The sequence below is a fragment of the Alistipes sp. ZOR0009 genome, assembly GCF_000798815.1.
In the GTDB taxonomy this organism is placed as follows: domain Bacteria; phylum Bacteroidota; class Bacteroidia; order Bacteroidales; family ZOR0009; genus Acetobacteroides.
Genome location: NZ_JTLD01000061.1, coordinates 1 through 16,076 on the forward strand (window position 1 = coordinate 1; position 16,076 = coordinate 16,076).

The window sequence follows — 16,076 nt, forward strand, 5'->3', positions numbered from 1 at the left end:
GCTTCGCCACGGGTGTTGGCGGATGGAATGTTTGGGGCTAAATTAGCCGTTGCTGCCGGATGAAGTTTGTTAAATGAAAAATGGGAATGGGGATAGGGTCGCGGGATATGAGATTTGAGTGGTGTGATTTGAGATTTGTGATGTGGGACTTTTTTTGTGTAGTCAATGTGCCCATCAGCTGTCGTGTACTTGAACGCTTGGAAAATGGTCGCCTATCAGCTGGGAGTAAACCCAGAAATGCCCTACCAGTGGAGCGTACCCGAAGAGAACTCATAAGCCCCAAACTAAAAGTACACTTAGTGAATAATGGGAGGCTGGGCTGTTGCCCAAAGTTCCATCTTGGGAGCTACCATTACCTTACAACGCTTACGTAAAAGGGGGAGAGGCTATGCTTACGCACTACGAAAAGGTTGCTCCACATCTTAACTAACCGCTGTATACGCGACCCGTACGTACAGTGGTGTGAGAGGTTCTCCCCGTCAGTTAGTGCTGGTGGGGCTGGCTACTCGATTGGGCGTAGTTATTTATATTATCGTTATTACGAATGGGAAATCACCTTCACCACTGATAATTGGATTTTGATTACCCTCTGTTAATTCAGTCACTTGCTTTTTAGCCATTTCAAAAACCTTGTGAGTGCTTATAACTCGTTCTCGATAATACTCATGAATATAAATTGCATTATCAATGAGTGACTTTAGAAACAAATAGTCAGAAGCACTTTCATCAATACTTGCTGCAAATAAATATAAAACCCCATCTTTTGAACTTTTTATTGCGGAATCAAATTTGGCAATTGATTCTTCTCTTGTTAGAGGTCTTTTTATATATCCACCATAAGCATATTTTGGAATCAACCGGTTTAATCTTTGTATATCAAGTTCAAAGTCTATTACATTTCTGCAAGTCTCAAGTATATGCAATTGCTTTTTACATTCAAATTGAAGTTGTCCAGGCTGAATAAATGTCTTTTCCTGAAGTTGAAAAATCTGTGTTCCATTTTTATTTGCTCCATGTCCAATTAATAGAATAATTAGATAATCAAGATCATTAAGAACATCTAATTTAGTCAATTCTCTAATTTCAGGCTCTTCTAATACATAGATTTCCGTATCAAGGTCAAAAGCACCTCCCGCATTGCTGCAAAAGAAATCAATATAGAGTTGAATGATTTTTCTATCATTAATCAATTCTATTTCGTTTTTGCTGAATCCTTTAATTATTAGTATAGATTTTTTCATAATTGTGTACAATATCTCAGTAATCGCAGCTAGCTGCGATTATTCCCGCATTACCAGCAGCTCCTACTAGGTAGGATGCCGCTTCGAAAGTAGCTAAAATCTGGCAACGTTAAACAGTGTTACGTCTTTTTTGTGTAGTCAATGTGCCCATCAGCTGATCACCACTTCGACGGTCGGAAAAATGCTAATCCATCAGCTGATGACCACTTCGGCGGTCGGGAAAATGCTAATCCATCAGCTGATCACCATTTCGACGGTTGGAAAAATGCTAATATATCAGCTGATGACCACTTCGACGGTCGGAAAAATGCTAATCCATCAGCTGATGACCATTTCGACGGTCGGGAAAATGCTAATCCATCAGCTGATCACCATTTCAACGCTTGGAAAAATGGTCATCCATCAGCTGATGACCATTTCGACGGTCGGGAAAATGCTAATCCATCAGCTGATGACCATTTGAACGCTTGGAAAAATGGTCATCCATCAGCTGATCACCACTTCGACGTTCGGAAAAATGAAAACACATCAGCTGTTTTTCATTTTCAGGAGCTCGGAGGTGGAGAGTTCTCTATTGGGTTTGACGGTTGGTTGGAGAGAGGAGGCCATTGGGCCATTCTAGAGGCTTAGGAGGAGCCTAGTGGGGGGCGATGGTTGTTGGCCCTCAATGCCGTTGGTTGTGGGCATGGAGGGCAGGAGGGGGCGCGGTAGCTTACACCTTCATGTGGCGGTCTATCTCGCGCTTGGCATCCTTCAGCTTTAGCGTTTCGCGCTTGTCGTACTCCTTCTTACCCTTGGCTAGGGCAATTTCGACCTTGGCTAGCCCGCGCTCGTTGATGTATAGGCGGTAGGCAATGATGGTAAGGCCCTTCTCCTGCGATTTGCGCTGCAGCTTGTTGAGCTCCTTGCGTTGCAGCAGCAGCTTACGGTCGCGGCGTGGGTCGTGGTTGTTGTAGGTGCCCCACCAGTATTCGGCGATGTGCATCCCCTTAATAAATAGCTCGCCCCGGTGGAAGTAGCAGAAGGCATCTACCAAGCTGGCCTTTCCTGCCCTAATCGACTTAATTTCTGTTCCTGTAAGCACTATACCGGCGGTGTAGGTTTCCAGAAATTCGTAGTCGTGGCTGGCTCGCTTATTTCGTATGTTGACTTTTGGTTTATCCATTATCTTGTTCTCAAAAAAAGGAGGAGAAAAACTCCGAATGGCAAATATAGCAAAATAGAGGCTAAAAAAGCGAAGGTGTAGGGGGATAAGGCTTCAACTTGGGGCGTTTTTTATGGGGATGGGGCTGGTGGTATGGGCGAAGCCCGTGCTTAATGGGGGGTGACGGTTATGGTGCTGGACGGCAGGTAACAAAAAAGCCGAGATGGCTCTCGGCTTGTATCTTGTAAGGTTGGGTGGCTAGAAGATGATGGCTAGCAGCCCCTGTACTATTAGGTGGGTAACCAAAATAATCCCCACAAAAATTAGTACGGTTAGCACGGTGTAGCCCAAGCGCTGCTCGGTAACGGTTCCTAGCACCGGCTTAAAGCCTAGCCAAAGCACGTACAGCGAGTAGAAGCTTACCAGGCGCATGATGCCGTTTAGGGGCTCTATCAGGTGTCCTACAATCATAAAAAGGAAGTAGGGCGCTAGCGCAAAAATGGCCAGCTTGGTAGATAGGGTGAGGTCTTTGGTGGAGTCAAAGTTTACCGACAGCCTCTCTATGGCGTACGATAGGGCGATGGCCGCACCACAGGGCACCGAAAAATCTACCAGCGTTTGGATGATGATCTTCGCAAAGCTATCGTTGCTGGTCCATATAAGCATGCCAACAAAGGTCGATAGCGCGTAAATGGTGCAGTAGGGGATGAGGTAGTTTTTGTAGAGGGCATCCCGTTGGATGTTCTCATCGCGAATCTCTTCCCACTCCATCTTCGGATTCCGAAGGAGATTAAAGGTTCTTCTCCAAAGTAATTTAAGGTTCATTGATGCTTACGTTAAAAAAAGCAGTCAAAAATAGCCTATTTTTGTGTAATCGTTTCATGTTTTTCAGCATTTAGCAAGCTATGTATCAAAAAAAATACGATCTGATCACCATTGTAGGCCCAACTGCTAGCGGAAAGACCACCTTAGCCGTCAATTTGGCGCTGCAGCTCGGTGGCGAAGTGCTTTCGGCCGACTCCCGCCAAATCTATCGGGGGATGGATATTGGTACCGGAAAAGATCTTTCGGAGTACGTTGTTGGGGGGCGCGCGGTGCCCTACCACCTAATTGACATTGCTGATGCGGGCGTGCGCTACAACGTGTTTGAGTACCAGCAGGCTTTTTTCGAAGCCTACCACGATGTGGCCCAGCGCGGAAAGCAGGCGGTGGTGTGTGGTGGATCGGGCATGTATGTCGAGGCGGTGGTCGAGGCCTACGATCTGCGTCCAGTGCCTCAGAACGACGAGCTGCGTGCCCAGCTCGAGGGCTACACGCTCGAGGAGCTTACCGAGCAGCTGGCTCAGATGAAGTCGTTGCACAACAATACCGACGTAGATACCAAAAAGCGGGCCATCAGGGCAATCGAAATAGCCACCTACTACAGCAGCCATCCCGACGAGAAGGTGTCGTACCCCAAGCTCTCGAACATCTACTTTGGGGTAGATATTGAGCGGGAGCTGCGCCGGCAAAAAATTAGCCAGCGCCTGCGCGATAGGCTAGACGCAGGGATGGTTGACGAGGTTAGAACGCTTATAAATGGTGGCGTAACAATTGACGATTTGATATACTACGGGCTGGAGTATAAGTTTGTTGGCAGCTACCTTGCTGGCCGTATGTCTTATGACGAGATGGTGCAGGGGTTGGAGATTGCCATCCATCAGTTTGCCAAGCGGCAGATGACCTGGTTTAGGGGGATGGAGCGCAAGGGGGCGGTCATTAGCTGGATCGATGCCATGCTTCCACTTGAGGAGAAAATAGGCCTAATTCTGAGAAAATTGGAAGAGTAAAATTCCTCTTTTTATTATACTGAAGCTATAATGTCGGAATCAATAAAAAGCTATTTTTACTTCGGCATTAAACCCAAAACCCTGAAACCCGCAAAGCCTAACAGTACAGCCTATTGGTATAGCCTGTATCGTTTCTGCGAAGAGAATGAGATGCGGGTAACAGACAACCTTTGAAAAAACAACATTATTGTATGAAAAATTTTCATCTTAAAACGGCAGCAGCGCTGCTCCTTTCGCTTATGATGTTCTCGTGTGGGAAGGGTGGGCAAGAAACGGCCGATGGAGTTGCCATCGATACGGTTCTTACCAAGGAGGAAATAGCCAAGGGCGTCCTCACTCCCGAAATTATGTGGAAGTTTGGACGCGTTGGTGCTCCAGTGCTATCTCCTGATGGTAGCCAGGTGGTTTACACCATATCCTACTACAACCTAAAGGCCAACAAGGGGGTTACCAACCTTTACCTTGTGGATACTAAGGGTGGTGCTCCAAAGAAAATTACCAACGAAAAGGGGAACGAGTCGAACCCAATTTGGTCTAAGGATGGTAAGAGCATCTACTTTGTATCTACCCGCGAGGATGGCGCACAGGTGTGGAAGTACAACGTGGTAAACGAGGAGCTAACCAAGCTAAGCAATATCGTTAATGGTATTAACGGCTTCCAGATCTCGCCAGATGAGACTAAGATCGTTTACGCTGCAGATGTTAAGATGCAGAAGGTGGCCGGTTCTGAGCTCTATCCCGAAATGGAAAAGGCCAACGTGCGAATTTACGATAGCCTGATGTGCCGCCACTGGGATACCTGGGAGGATGGCTCGTATAGCCACCTGTTTATTGCCGAGCTAAGTGGCGATGAAATTGAGACTGGCATTGATATTACACCAGAGGCTACTTGGGATACTCCAATGGCTACCGACTACGAAATTGGAGAGGTTCAATGGAGCCCTGATTCTAAGAATATTGTTTTTGCAACCAAGATGCTTACAGGTCGCGAGTACGCTACTCGTACCAACTCCGATATCTACATCTACAACCTAGATAGCAAAAAGGTAGATAATATTAGCAAGGAGAACTTGGGTTACGACCGCTACCCAACCTACTCGCCTGATGGTAAAACTATCGCTTGGTGGAGCATGGAGACTGATGGCTACGAGTCGGACCAAAAGCGTCTATTCCTAATGGATGTGGCGACAGGTAAAAAGACTTACGCTACCGCAGGTTTCGATCAAAATGTGGAGTCGTACACTTGGAGCAACGATAGCAAGAATATCTTCTTCACCAGCGGCATCCAGGGTACCGAGCAGGTATTTAAAATGGATGTAGTTAGCAAGGCTATCAAGCAAATCACCAAGGGATACCACGACTATACTGCTTTAAGCTTCCAGAATGGGGTGCTTGTAGGGCAGAAGATGTCTATCAAGATGTCGCCAGAAATTTTTAAGGTGGATGCCAATACTGGTGCCGAGGAGCAGCTTACCTATACCAACGAGCATATCTACCGTCATATTAAGATGGGAGAGGCTAAGGAGCGTTGGGTTACCACCACCGATAACAAGAAGATGCTGGTTTGGGTGGTTTATCCTCCTAAGTTCGATTCTACCAAGAAGTATCCTGCGCTACTTTACTGCCAAGGTGGACCTCAATCTACCATTAGCCAGTTCTGGAGCTTCCGTTGGAACTTCCAAATTATGGCTGCAAACGACTATATCGTTGTTGCACCAAACCGTCGTGGGGTGCCTTCTTTCGGTCAGGCTTGGAACGCTCAAATCTCGGGCGACTACTCAGGACAAAACATTAAGGATTACCTAAGCGCCATCGACGATGTGAAGAAGGAGCTTTGGGTTGATGCTGATCACCTTGGCTGTGTTGGCGCAAGCTACGGCGGCTACTCGGTTTACTACTTGGCTGGTCACCACGAGAAGCGCTTTAAGGCGTTTATCGCTCACAACGGGATGTACAACCTCGAAAGCTTCTTTGCCGAAACGGAGGAGACATTCTTTGCCAACCACGATTTAGGTGGCCCATACTGGGATAAGAATAACAAGGTTGCGCAGCGCTCGTACGCCAACAGCCCCCACCGTTTTGTTCAAAACTGGGATTCTCCAATTATGGTTATTGTTGGCGAAAACGATTTCCGTATTCCTTATACCGAAGGGCTACAGGCATTCCACGCTGCTAAGCTAAGAGGGTTGCCTGCTAAGCTGCTGGTATTTCCCGAAGAGAATCACTTTGTAACCAAACCTCAGAATGCCGTTATTTGGCAGCATGAGTTCTTTGGCTGGTTGGATAAGTGGCTTAAGACAAAGTAAAAAAGCTGTGAAAGCGAAATAAAAAGGGGATGGCCATGTGCCATCCCCTTTCTTTATGGGTAGTATGAAGCTAATCCTTCTTTATTTCAACCAGAATCTGATCGCCCAGAACGCTTTCGCCAACCCTTGTGCTGATGGCGGTAATGGTGCCACCCTCTTCGGCTTGCAGCAGGTTTTGCATCTTCATCGCCTCTAGGACAACTAGCGGTTCTCCCTTTTCGACTTTTGCTCCCTTGCTTACAAACACGTCGATTATTTTACCCGGCATGGGCGATTTAAGCAGGTAAATATTGCTGCTTTCGTTTGCCTTTTTCGAGAGCTTTTTGCGCTTAATGGTTTCCTCCTTTCCAATAAGGAAGGTGTAGGTGTTTCCGTTGAGTAGCACGGTGCACTTGTTCTGCTTTAAATGCAGCACCTCCCCTCTGAAAACGCCCATGTCTACGTCTACAATGTAGTTCTTATTACCTGCCTGCTCGATATGGCGCTTTTTGCCAGATATGCGGTAGTCCTTCACGTCGAAGGTATACTCGTGGTAACCTGCAACTGTATATTTTTCTTTTTTATTTCCCATGGTTCATTAGCTTAGCTTGTGCCACATACGCGATATCCAAGGCGATGCGTTGGTAACTCCAACTTCATCCTCCTCAATCTTTCTTACTTCATCGAGGTATGCCTGTAGGGCAATCATGGCGGCAGCCATCTCCTCATTCTTCTCCTGGTAAAAGGTTTGGGTTAGCTTATCCTGAACGAACGAGGTGTCGATCTTTCCTCTAACAAAGTCAGGATGTCGAAGCGTTGTTTTAAAGAACGGGATGGTGGTCTTTATCCCCTTTACGGTTGATGCGTCAAGTATTCGAATGGAGTTTTCGATGGCCTCACTACGAGTTTTTCCGGTAATTATCAACTTGGCAATCATCGAATCGTACATCGTAGGGATAACCGTACCGGGTACAAATCCGGTATCTACCCGCAAGTTGGGATCTTCGGGGAAGGACATCTCGTCGATAATGCCGAAGTTGGGGGCAAAGCCAGCTTGCACATCTTCTGCGTTAATGCGGAACTCTATGGCCCAACCGTTAATGCTTAGATCGCTTTGCTTTAGCTGCAGCTTTTCTCCTGCCGCCGTCCTTATCTGCTGCTCTATTAGGTCGATGCCGCTGATGGCTTCGGTAACCGGATGCTCTACCTGTACGCGGGTGTTCATCTCGAGGAAGTAGAAGTTGTTTTGGCTGTCGAGCAGAAACTCTACAGTTCCAAGGGTGGAGTAGCCAACATACTTGCATAGCTTAATCGCCAAATCGCCCATTTGCTTGCGCAGCTTCTCGGTAAGTACAGCCGAGGGGGCCTCCTCCAGCAATTTTTGATGCTTGCGCTGGATGGAGCATTCGCGTTCAAAAAGATGAACAGCATTTCCATACTTGTCGGCGAGCACCTGTATCTCTATGTGTCGAGGATGCTCAATGTACTTTTCGATAAGCATCGCTCCGTTATTAAACGAGCTTACGGCCTCGTTTACGGCAAGCTTATACGATGTCTCTAGCTCCTTTTCCTTGCGCACAACGCGCATTCCCTTACCACCGCCACCGGCAAGCGCCTTTAGCATTATTGGGTAGCCAATCTCGGCTGCTTGTCGCTTTGCCTCCATAAAGTTGAGGATAGCGCCTTTGCTACCTTTGATAAGGGGGATGTTGATGGTGGAGGCAAGCTCCTTGGCAACGTTTTTATTTCCCATTGCGTGGATAGACTCGTGCGATGGACCTATAAATAGGATGCCCTCATCTTCGCAGCGCTTGGCTAGCTCTGGATTCTCCGAAAGAAAGCCGTACCCGGGGTGGATGGACTCTATTTTATGCTCTTTGGCGTAGCTAATCAGCTCGTCGATGTTTAGAAATACAGGGCCAGAGAGGTTCTCCTCGCGTACCTTAATTACCTCATCGGCAAATTTAAGGTAGTGGGCGTTGGCTTCTTGAGGAGTCTGTAGCGCATACGTCTTGATGCCCATATTTTTTGCCGTCCTCATTATGCGGATGGCAATTTCTCCTCTATTGGCAATAAGTATCGATTTTGGTAACATTTTACGTTGGTTTAAAGTGGGATGTTGCCGTGCTTACGGGGCGATTTGTCCATGTACTTGTTGCGAAGTAGGTCAAATGCCGAGATAAGCTTATCGCGGGTGATGGCCGGATCGATTACCTCGTCAATATACCCGAGCTCATCAGCAATGTAGGGGTTAGCTACCTCCTCCTTGTATTGGGCAATAAGCTGCTGCTTGAGCTGCTCTGGATTTTCAGCGCTTTCAATCTCCCTGCGGTTAAGTATCTTCACGGCACTTTCTGGTCCCATTACGGCCACCTCGGCGGTAGGCCATGCAAAGTTGAAATCTCCTCCAATATTGATGCTGTTCATTACAATGTAGGCTCCTCCGTAAGCTTTGCGGATGATAACCGTAACTTTAGGCACCGAAGCTTCTCCAAATGCGTATAGCAGCTTTGCTCCGTGGCGTATTAGCCCCGCATGCTCCTGCTCCGAGCCTGGTAGGAATCCAGGGACATCTTCCAGAACCAGCAGCGGAATATTGAAGGCATCGCAGAAGCGGACAAAACGCGCAGCCTTCATGGCCGAGTTCGTATCCAGCACCCCTGCTAAAACTTTAGGTTGGTTAGCCACAATACCTATCACCTGTCCATTTAGTCGGCCAAAGGCTGTGATGATGTTGGCTGCATAGAGCTCAGAAACCTCAAAAAGGCTATCCTGATCGATGATATTCTCGATAATTTCAAGCATATCGTATGGCCTGATTGATTCGTCAGGAATAATTAGGCTTAGCTTTTCTGGTTTCTCGGGGGCGTATACGGGCGAGCTGTCGAATGGCGCTAGTTCGATGTTGTTTGAGGGAAGGTAGCGTAGCAGCTTGCGTACACCCAGCAGGGTATGCTCCTCGTCGTCGTAAACAAACTGGGCAACGCCGCTTTTGCTCGCATGTACGTCTGCTCCTCCCAGCTGCTCGAAGGTTATCTCCTCGTTGAGTACCTCCTTAACCACCTCTGGACCCGTAACGAACATCTGAGCGGTATGTCGGGTCATAAAGATGAAGTCGGTGAGGGCAGGAGAGTAAACGGCGCCACCTGCTGCTGGACCCAGAATTACGGATATTTGCGGAATGATGCCCGACGATTTTATGTTGTTCAGAAAGATGCCTGCATATCCGGCAAGGCTTGCTATTCCTTCCTGTATTCTTGCTCCACCCGAGTCGATTAGCCCAACTATAGGATGTCCCATTTTTCGGGCCATCCCTTGCACCTTGATAATTTTTTGGGCGTGCGTGGCTCCTAGTGAGCCTCCCATAAAGTTGAAATCCTGCGCGTAGGCGAATACTTTCCGCCCATTTATCTTCCCATGACCGCAAATAAGGCCATCTCCAAATGGGGCTCCTTTTTTTGAGTTGAACGGACGGGCATAGGCGTCAAGTTCCTCGAATGTACCCTTGTCGAAAAGGATGTCGAGGCGTTCCTTGGCCGTTAATTTCCCCTTTTTGTGCTGTTTTTGCTTGTACTGCTCGTCGTACTGCTTGTCGAGCATCTCTTTTCTGCGGACAAATCGTTCAAACGGTGTTCTATTGTCTTGCATGATCTGTAAGTTATATCTCAACGATAGTTGAGCACGTTGCTTCTCTTTGTTTTATATTCTCAGGAAGAGGGAGATATCCCTTGTCAAAAGCCATTATTCCAATAGCCTTAAACAATGCAGGAGGAGAGTTGTTTACGCCTGACAGTTTTTTTCTGATAGCGGCATTCGGCATTCCTGTCGTTGTAGGGATGCAAAACGTCTCTGCGGATGTGTGATCTTTTCGCATATTTGTCGTGCTTTGGTTGGTTATCCGATTTGGTTGCACGACAATAGAGGATGGCAGCAATGTCTGCTGCTTTTACTTCCTTATACCCATTCGCCGTAGGCCAAAATCGGAGTTGCCTAGGCAGGTCTTCTGACTCATCCACCTTTAAAACCTTCCCATAGAGCGATCTACAGTGGTATATTTTTAAAGGCATGCGATCTTTATGCAAGATCTGGATTTACAGCAGCGGGAACTGTTGCCGGATTTCACGGCATTCCCTTTTAATCCCTTGGGTAATCCTAAGGAACCTAAGCGGCGCAAATATTGTCTTTTTTTGAAGAAATTACAAGTCGTGATGCCGAATTAAAGCTGCTTCGACTGGTCGAACTGCACTCGAGGTAGTGAAAACTTGTACTTTATGGATATTACTCTAATGGCAATAATTATAAGTATTGTAACAATCTGGTTTGTCTCGATAGGGATTCCTGTGCGCTGTAGGCCTAGGTAGGCGATGGCGCCAACAAGGCAGGCGGTTGCGTAAATTTCCTTTTTAAAGATTAGCGGCACCTCGTTGTTGAGGGTGTCGCGAATAACTCCTCCTGCTACGGCGGTTAGTATTCCCATAATGATGGCTACAGGCGTGTTGATGCCGTTAGATAGCGCTTTCTCTACCCCAATAATGGTGAATACTCCAATACCTATCGTGTCGAATAGGAATAGCGTTTTGCGGAAGCGGAATACCTGCTCCTTTATTAGGAATGTTATGGCTACAGCTAGTAAAATTACGTAGATGTAGTCCATCGAGGTGGTCCAGCTTACGGGATGTATGCCAATCATCATATCACGAAGCGTTCCTCCTCCGATTGCTGTGACGAATCCGATAAATGCAGCACCAAAAAGGTCGAGACGTTTTTGACCTGCAGCAATGGTTCCGCTGATGGCAAATACGAATGTTCCGATTAAATCGAGTAGGTAGAAAAAGTTCATGATGGTTGAATTGAAGTGCAAATATAGGTTTATTCTATTTTGCGTTTTTGTGTAATTAAGCAATGCTCTTGCCAAAATGTTGATTGCTAGCCGCTGTTGGTGTGCGGTAGGTAGAATTCTTTGCTTAAATTAAAAGAATAAACAGTACTTAACGCTTACAAGGGGCGCTTTTTCTCGGTAAGGTACTTCCAGAAGCGTTTCGGCATAAAGTTTTGCTGCAGCTTCATGTTCTTGCGTTCCTTTATGGCTATCTGCTTAAAAAAGACCTGCCACAACCGCTGGTACTCAACCTCGCTTTCGGCGACAACCTCAGCCGATAGCCTCCCGGTTTCGGCGCTGAAGGTAGGCTCGTCTATGGTGATAAGGGCAACATCTTTCCCATCGAAATGGGCTCCGTAGCTGCGTGCCGTATCGTAAATCACCCAAGGTTGGTCGGAAAATCGATCCTTAAAGTGCGATACTATTATTTTTAGCACGTCGTACTGTGGCGCTATGGGGGCAAAGTAGGTGCCGTCTTTAGCCTGCTCGAAGCGGATAAACATGAGCATCCGATGCGCCTCGCGGGTTACCTTGCGCTGCATCTGTCTTACGCGAAGAACGTACCCTTCACCCATCATTCCCGATACATCGCGCTTCACCCTAAAAAGCAGCTGTAGGTAGCGCAGGATATCCGTATCTACCTGAGGTGCGCACGAGGTGTGCGCGTGGTACAGCATGTCGGCTGTAGCCATGCCCCCGTAGCTGCAGATGCCGTTGAGTACGCGCTCGCTTTTGTAGCTCTCTGCGGTAAGGTTTACCTGGTTGCCGAATAGTACCGATTGCCGATCGGAGGTGATGCACGAAACGGCCAGCTTCTGGTCGTAAATGTCGAAGATGGCGGAAAGTAGCCCTTCGAAGGTGCCATCGTACACGACAATCGTTTCGTTTTTGGAGCTGTTTTGTGGGAGCATGGGGCGTATTGGATGGTATGTGCTGCGCTTTAAGGGAGTAAGGAGGCCAGAAGCGTAAGTTTCGCGTCTTAGCTGCTGGCCTCCTTTGTCAATCAGAGAGAAATAAGGGTTTTATCATGTAAAGGGGTATTCCCTTTAAAATAGCGTTAGCTGTAGCGGTTTGGCCACCGCTGCATCGTGTATAATCAGCGACTTTAGCGTGTCGGGCTGGTAGTCTGTCAGAATGGTGGACGTAGGCAGCTCGTTGCAGGTGATAAAGTACTTGGCACGGCGCATCACCACCCCAATTTTCTTCAGGTTGTCGCTGTTGAGGCGGCGGTAGCGGCGCGCCTCGACGATCATTTTTGCCGAGCGCACCCCGATTCCCGGAACTCGAAGCAGCATCTCGTAGTCTGCCGTGTTGACGTCGATGGGGAAGATTTCGGGGTGGCGCAGGGCGTAGGCTGCTTTTGGGTCTATATCTAAGTCAAGGTTTGGGCTTCCCGCATCCACCAGCTCGTCAACATTAAAATGGTAGAAGCGCAGCAGCCAGTCGGCCTGGTAAAGCCGGTTCTCCCGCTTCAAGGGCGGTGCGGTAGCTGCTGGTAGCCGCTTATCGTACTCGTTGGTGGGCAGGTATCCCGAGTAGTACACGCGCTTCAGCTTGGCCCCCGTGTAAAGTCCAGAGGCTAGGTGAAGGATGTCGGAGTCGGTCTCGCTGGTGGCGCCAACTATCATTTGGGTGCTCTGTCCGCCTGGCGTATAGGTTGGTGCCGATCGAAAAAGGCGGCGCTCATCCTTGCTGGCAATAATCTTATCCTTAATGTACAGCATCGGGTGGATGATGCTCGCATGATCCTTCTCGGGGGCGAGATATTTCAGCCCGTTATCGGTGGGGATCTCGATGTTTACGCTCATACGGTCGGCAAAAAGGCCAGCCTCGTTAAGCAGCTCGGGCGATGCGCCCGGTATGGCCTTTATATGGATATATCCGTTAAACTTATGGTCGGTGCGCAGCTTGCGCGCGATGCTAACCAGGCGCTCCATGGTATGATCGGGAGATACTACCACGCCAGAGCTGAGGAATAACCCCTCTATATAGTTACGACGGTAGAAGTTGATGGTGATATCCACCAGCTCGTCCACCGAGAAGCTGGCTCGGGGCACGTCGTTCGAGCGGCGGTTGATGCAGTACGCGCAGTCGTATATGCATTGGTTGGTGTATAGCACCTTAAGCAGCGAAATGCACCGCCCATCGTCGGCAAAGCTGTGGCAGATGCCGGCGTTCATGGCGTTGCCTAGGCCGCCCTTGTTCTTGCGCTTGCTTCCGCTGCTCGAGCACGACACGTCGTACTTGGCAGCATTCGCCAAAATGCTTATTTTATTAGCCAAATCCATAGCTGTGTTTTTAAAATGCTAATAATATTGGCAAATGTAACGCTATTTTCGATATTTACTAAAGAAAATGCTAAAAAATTTGGCAGGATGCTAAGATTGTTGTTATTTAGCGAAAAGATTTTTTAGTCGCTATACGTAAAACGCTCATTGCTATGAAAATTGAGGAGTGCTTTGCTTCGAATTTGAGGTTTTTGCGCAAAAAGCATAACCTTACACAGGACGAGCTGGCTACGCGCATCGGCGCCAACCGTTCGGTTATTGGTTCGTACGAGGAGGGGAGGGCAACCCCCAAGTTAGGCGCCATTATGCAGCTATCGGCCCTATTTCGGGTTCGGATCGACGAGCTGGTGTCGGTTGATTTAAGCGTAACCCCCGATGATTTGCTCAAATCCTTTCGTCCGCGCATGCAGGGAACCGAGCTACGCGTGCTAACCACCGTTGTTAACGACCAAAATAGGGAGCAGGTGACGCTGGTGCCCGTACAGGCCTCGGCTGGGTACCTCGATGGCTACGCCGACCTCGAGTTTGTGGAGCAGCTACCCGCCTTTCAGCTGCCGGTAGCCGAGATGAGCGCCGAACGTACCTACCGCATGTTCCAAATAAAGGGAGACAGCATGCTTCCCATCCCTTCGGGGGCGTATATCGTTAGCGAGTACGTCGATAACTGGCTAAGCATCCGCGATGGGCAAACCTACGTGGTGCTAACCCAAACCGAGGGCGTGGTGTTTAAGCGTCTTTACAGCAATGTCGACGAGGATGGGACCTTCCTCTTTGTTTCCGACAACCCGCTATACGATCCCTACACGGTAAAGGTTGACGATATCGTGGAGGTGTGGAAGGCTAAGGGCGTTCTCTCCTTCTCGTTGGATAATGCCGTTAGCGAGGAGATGAGCAGCCTTAAGGCGCAAATAGCCAAGCTTACGGCCGATGTGGAGAAGCTAAAAGGAAGCCTGCCCGCGTAGCGCGCGCTACGCACAGCAGCGGGCAAAAAAGCCGCCAGGAGCATGGCTTTGGGGCGGCTTTTTGCTCTTGAGCTAGAAGGACAACCTGCTTGAGCCTGCTTTTTGTTGCCTGTAAAAGGCTTTTTTGCTTTTTTTGTACGAAATTTGATATTAAATGCGGTTGATTTCTAGTATTGTGCAATAAAAAAAGAGGTTGGTGCAAAAATATTTCTTGCAACAACAAAAAAATAGGTTCATCTTTGCACCGCTTCTGAGAAACACGGGTGTAGCTCAGTTGGTAGAGCATCGGTCTCCAAAACCGAGTGTCGGGCGTTCGAGTCGCTCCTCCCGTGCAAAAAGCCTTATCGAAAGATAGGGCTTTTTTGTTTTGAGCCTATCCTGTATACTCCCCACTTATATAAAGATTCTGGCCGTGTTTGTGTTGTCTTAATGCTGTCCCTTTATAGTATTTTAATTTCATACCTGTTTCTATACCTTCTGCACTATTTTAAAAACATTTTAGCGTAAGTAGCTGTTACTATTGCCAAAACCAGCTATTTACAAAATGAGGATAATTGCTTTGCTGGTGCTTGCTGTAGCAGTAAGCGCCTGTGTTAAGGATAAGTCGAGCATCGACGAGGTGGTGGGCTCCGATAACATATCGGGATATGTTAGCCTTTACGACGATGGGGTAGGGAAGGTGGACGACTCGGGGATGACGGTTACGGTGGAGGGGGCTACCCCTGCAGTTTCGGCGGTAACCGACGCCAAGGGATACTTTATTCTTCCCGAATTGCGCTACGGCACCTACACGTTGGTGTACTCTAAGGCCGGTTATGGCACCTACAAGCGCCATAACGTGGATCATACGGTGGAGCTAGGCGGTACATTTATTACTCCAACCCCCTCGCTCGGTCAGCTGGCCAAGGCGAGCGTGGTAAGCGCCTCGGCCAGCGTGGTAGGCTCGGAGGTTAAGCTTTCGGTCTCCACTTCGCCAGCAGGAAGCATGGCCAACACGGTGTACCTACGCTTTTTCCTCTCCAAAAACAAGGAGGTTAGCAGCACCACTTACATGTACCATAGCGCCAACTACATTAGCAACATGAATCCTTTTGTTTTCACCATTCAGAAGTCGGAGCTCGAATCTTTTGGCTATACCGCGGGCACTACCGTGTACTTTAGGGTGTATGCCGACGGATTTTGGTCTAACGACTACCTAAATCCCGAAACAGGACGAATGGTTTTTCCCAATTTGAACCTAACTACACCTGCACCTGGCTCGTTTGTGGTGCCTTAGCGCAAATGGTGGAAGGATATAAAAAAGACCGCAGCTGTTAGGCTGTGGTCTTTTTTTATGCGATAGCGGTAGCGTTTTTAGGGTTCAATTTTGGTCTGTTTGTTTAAACTTTTTTTGTAATATGGCTTATGATGGTTATATTAGTGACATTAATATTCATTATCAAATTATA

The 16,076-nt window shown here is 48.0% G+C and carries 16 protein-coding genes, 1 tRNA gene and 1 riboswitch; of the genes, 7 read left to right on the forward strand and 10 right to left on the reverse strand.

The window, feature by feature from the left end:
* Window positions 1-524: 524 nt before the first annotated feature.
* The gene (locus L990_RS15210; RefSeq protein WP_047451132.1) at window positions 525-1,241 is read right to left on the reverse strand and encodes a hypothetical protein; all 717 of its coding nucleotides are present in this window, start codon (window positions 1,239-1,241) and stop codon (window positions 525-527) included.
* A gap of 130 nt (window positions 1,242-1,371) precedes the next feature.
* Here L990_RS15210 and L990_RS20100 point away from each other — a divergent pair, with 130 nt between their 5' ends.
* A complete protein-coding gene (locus L990_RS20100) occupies window positions 1,372-1,704 on the forward strand; it encodes a hypothetical protein (RefSeq protein WP_156121628.1) in 333 nt (110 codons plus the stop codon).
* Window positions 1,701-1,871 (forward strand): hypothetical protein, encoded by a 171-nt coding sequence (locus tag L990_RS20105; RefSeq protein ID WP_156121629.1) that lies wholly within the window; start codon window positions 1,701-1,703, stop codon window positions 1,869-1,871. The genes L990_RS20100 and L990_RS20105 overlap by 4 nt, the downstream gene beginning before the upstream one ends.
* An 82-nt stretch (window positions 1,872-1,953) precedes the next feature.
* On the opposite strand, the gene smpB is transcribed toward L990_RS20105, so the two are convergent.
* Window positions 1,954-2,406, reverse strand: a complete 453-nt coding sequence (smpB, locus tag L990_RS15220; protein WP_047451136.1) for an SsrA-binding protein SmpB — start codon at window positions 2,404-2,406, stop codon at window positions 1,954-1,956.
* Between the two features lie 237 nt (window positions 2,407-2,643).
* Window positions 2,644-3,210: a Yip1 family protein gene (locus tag L990_RS15225; protein ID WP_081981743.1), complete on the reverse strand. Its 567-nt coding sequence runs from the start codon at window positions 3,208-3,210 to the stop codon at window positions 2,644-2,646.
* Between the two features lie 80 nt (window positions 3,211-3,290).
* Between L990_RS15225 and miaA the strand changes: the two genes are divergently transcribed.
* Complete coding sequence (gene miaA, locus L990_RS15230; RefSeq protein ID WP_047451140.1) at window positions 3,291-4,214, forward strand: tRNA (adenosine(37)-N6)-dimethylallyltransferase MiaA; 924 nt, start codon at window positions 3,291-3,293, stop codon at window positions 4,212-4,214.
* A gap of 191 nt (window positions 4,215-4,405) precedes the next feature.
* Complete coding sequence (locus tag L990_RS15235) at window positions 4,406-6,520, forward strand: prolyl oligopeptidase family serine peptidase (protein WP_047451141.1); 2,115 nt, start codon at window positions 4,406-4,408, stop codon at window positions 6,518-6,520.
* A 70-nt stretch (window positions 6,521-6,590) separates the two neighbouring features.
* Here L990_RS15235 and L990_RS20575 read toward each other — a convergent pair whose 3' ends face one another.
* The 7 genes from L990_RS20575 to L990_RS15265 form a co-directional block, all read right to left on the reverse strand.
* Window positions 6,591-7,091 carry an acetyl-CoA carboxylase biotin carboxyl carrier protein subunit gene (locus L990_RS20575; protein WP_047451143.1) on the reverse strand — a complete coding sequence of 167 codons (501 nt, stop codon included), beginning with the start codon at window positions 7,089-7,091 and terminating at the stop codon, window positions 6,591-6,593.
* Window positions 7,092-7,097: 6 nt separating this feature from the next.
* Complete coding sequence (locus tag L990_RS15245; protein WP_047451145.1) at window positions 7,098-8,594, reverse strand: acetyl/propionyl/methylcrotonyl-CoA carboxylase subunit alpha; 1,497 nt, start codon at window positions 8,592-8,594, stop codon at window positions 7,098-7,100.
* An 11-nt stretch (window positions 8,595-8,605) separates the two neighbouring features.
* A complete protein-coding gene (locus L990_RS15250) occupies window positions 8,606-10,147 on the reverse strand; it encodes an acyl-CoA carboxylase subunit beta (protein WP_047451147.1) in 1,542 nt (513 codons plus the stop codon).
* A gap of 10 nt (window positions 10,148-10,157) precedes the next feature.
* Window positions 10,158-10,373, reverse strand: a complete 216-nt coding sequence (locus L990_RS20110; protein ID WP_156121630.1) for a hypothetical protein — start codon at window positions 10,371-10,373, stop codon at window positions 10,158-10,160.
* A gap of 101 nt (window positions 10,374-10,474) precedes the next feature.
* Window positions 10,475-10,679: riboswitch (cobalamin riboswitch) on the reverse strand.
* A gap of 36 nt (window positions 10,680-10,715) precedes the next feature.
* Entirely contained in the window at window positions 10,716-11,339 is a 624-nt protein-coding gene (locus L990_RS15255) for a trimeric intracellular cation channel family protein (protein WP_047451149.1), read from the reverse strand.
* Between the two features lie 155 nt (window positions 11,340-11,494).
* Window positions 11,495-12,289 (reverse strand): TIGR03915 family putative DNA repair protein, encoded by a 795-nt coding sequence (locus L990_RS15260; RefSeq protein ID WP_047451151.1) that lies wholly within the window; start codon window positions 12,287-12,289, stop codon window positions 11,495-11,497.
* Window positions 12,290-12,424: 135 nt separating this feature from the next.
* Window positions 12,425-13,666, reverse strand: coding sequence for a putative DNA modification/repair radical SAM protein (locus L990_RS15265; protein ID WP_052181070.1), 1,242 nt, complete (start codon window positions 13,664-13,666; stop codon window positions 12,425-12,427).
* Window positions 13,667-13,818: 152 nt separating this feature from the next.
* Here L990_RS15265 and L990_RS15270 point away from each other — a divergent pair, with 152 nt between their 5' ends.
* The 3 genes from L990_RS15270 (at window position 13,819) to L990_RS15280 (ending at window position 15,904) form a co-directional block, all read left to right on the forward strand.
* Complete coding sequence (locus tag L990_RS15270; protein WP_047451152.1) at window positions 13,819-14,628, forward strand: XRE family transcriptional regulator; 810 nt, start codon at window positions 13,819-13,821, stop codon at window positions 14,626-14,628.
* Window positions 14,629-14,887: 259 nt separating this feature from the next.
* Window positions 14,888-14,960, forward strand: a tRNA-Trp gene (locus L990_RS15275).
* A 212-nt stretch (window positions 14,961-15,172) separates the two neighbouring features.
* Window positions 15,173-15,904, forward strand: a complete 732-nt coding sequence (locus L990_RS15280; protein ID WP_047451154.1) for a carboxypeptidase-like regulatory domain-containing protein — start codon at window positions 15,173-15,175, stop codon at window positions 15,902-15,904.
* The last annotated feature ends 172 nt before the right edge of the window (window positions 15,905-16,076 follow it).